Source organism: Blautia sp. DFI.1.216 (assembly GCF_020594215.1).
In the GTDB taxonomy this organism is placed as follows: Bacteria; Bacillota; Clostridia; order Lachnospirales; family Lachnospiraceae; genus Blautia_A; species Blautia_A wexlerae.
In genome coordinates this window covers 1-1,602 of the sequence record NZ_JAJDML010000130.1, presented here as the reverse complement: position 1 = coordinate 1,602, position 1,602 = coordinate 1, and the positions used below count along the sequence as shown (strand labels likewise).

The window sequence follows — 1,602 nt, the reverse complement described above, 5'->3', positions numbered from 1 at the left end:
CATGATTTATGTTTTTATGCATACTAACCGGGCATCTGAAAATAGTGTGCGAGACTAAATTCCACATGCCTTATGTGCAAGACTAAATTCTGGTGCAGTGAAATCTGCCTGTGCTTTACTATTTTATTTTATAAGTTTTGGACTAAGCATAACATCATCAGGTGCGATTGCCTTTAATCCTAATGCTTTGTGCAGTTTGTTGTCCAAGAGTAAAAGAGAGAGTTCATATGGGCTATGTCCATTAAGACTGTCTCTTTTTTCGTTGTTTATGTGATTCATCATAAGTCTGACTTTCTCGTCATTTAAATCAGCGAATGAACTCCCTTTCGGACGGATGTAGCGGATATACTCGTGGTTCTTTTCGCAGGCACCTTTTTGCCAAAAGCTGTATGGATCACAGTAAAAGACCGTCGTGCTTTTACTTCCGTCACAGAATTCCTCCATCTCTTCACGAGCTGAGAATTCTGAACCTCCATCCGTGAGAATCACCGGAAAAAGCTTTTTGAATGCATCCTGTCCTAACACTGTTTCAAGCCATACAAAGACCTCTAACACGCATTCCTGGTCTTGATATTCCAACAGGAACATAAGCATAAGATTGCAGTTGCGGAATGTAAAGGTCAAGAGGGCGCAGCTTTCGCCTTTCATTCCTTCCACGCAGTCCATTTCCACAACATTTATATCTGGATGATCTTTCATATAATTCTGGAAATTTTCGTAGTTATGACCTTGACGATAAGAACGATCTTTTGCACTGGTCTGTGTAGGTTTCTTGCGTTTCTTATAACGTACAGAACGTCTTAAATCACCATTGCGGACATCGAATACACAATCATTGATGTAGGAGTAAAGTGTTCTTCTGGAGCAACCCAATTCTTCTGCATGAGTAGCATAAATATGACCGATGGACTGATGCTTCTCCTTGATCAATGGAACCAATAAATCATTCATGGATTGAATGCTTTCCGGAGTCTGGTTAATGCCGACTCTGCAATCGACTAGCACGCTACGGTACTCATCATGGGCATATTTGGATGAATAAAACTTTCTGGGCATAAGACAATGGGTCTTTTTACCACAGCCATTACATACGTAGGGAGGTTTATTCAGTTTCTCACATTCAGCTGTCTCATATGCGGGACATATATCAGTGCAGCGAAAGGATGGTTTTCTGCAAAGCTTACAATGAATGCCACACATCTTATCACACAAGCATGTCACCTTACAGTTCTTGCGATGAATACATGGCGGGTGAGTGTAACCTGAATCCGGACGTTCTTTTGTATGTGCGTGGAGACGTACTTCCTTTGATATGGTAGATGGATTTTTACCAATAATTCGTCCAATTTCAGTGAAGCTTTTATTCTCAGTAAGACCTTTCTCGATATCAACACGCTGTTCAAATGTTAAATGTTTCTGATTGCCTTTATTTTTCATAATTATCTCCAATCTGCACAGGCAGGCAATCAGCTGCAAGTACATTATACGGAGTAATGATTATCAAAGACAATATGGCAAATATGTGTGCAAAAGTAACTTCGATCTATATGGAATTTACTCTTGCATTTGGTCCAAAACCGGAATTTAGTTTTTCATTTAAGT

General features: G+C 39.8%; 1 protein-coding gene. It reads right to left on the bottom strand.

Translation table 11 applies throughout. The annotated features are described in order from the left end of the window. Window positions 1-123 precede the first annotated feature (123 nt). On the bottom strand, window positions 124-1,437 hold the full coding sequence (locus tag LJE11_RS19000) for an IS30 family transposase (RefSeq protein WP_070100053.1): 1,314 nt from the start codon (window positions 1,435-1,437) through the stop codon (window positions 124-126). Between the last annotated feature and the right edge of the window lie 165 nt (window positions 1,438-1,602).

Coding starts and splice junctions, on each gene's coding strand:
- LJE11_RS19000 (WP_070100053.1), bottom strand. CDS start 1,437: ATGAAAAATAAAGGCAATCAGAAACATTTAACATTTGAACAGCGTGTT.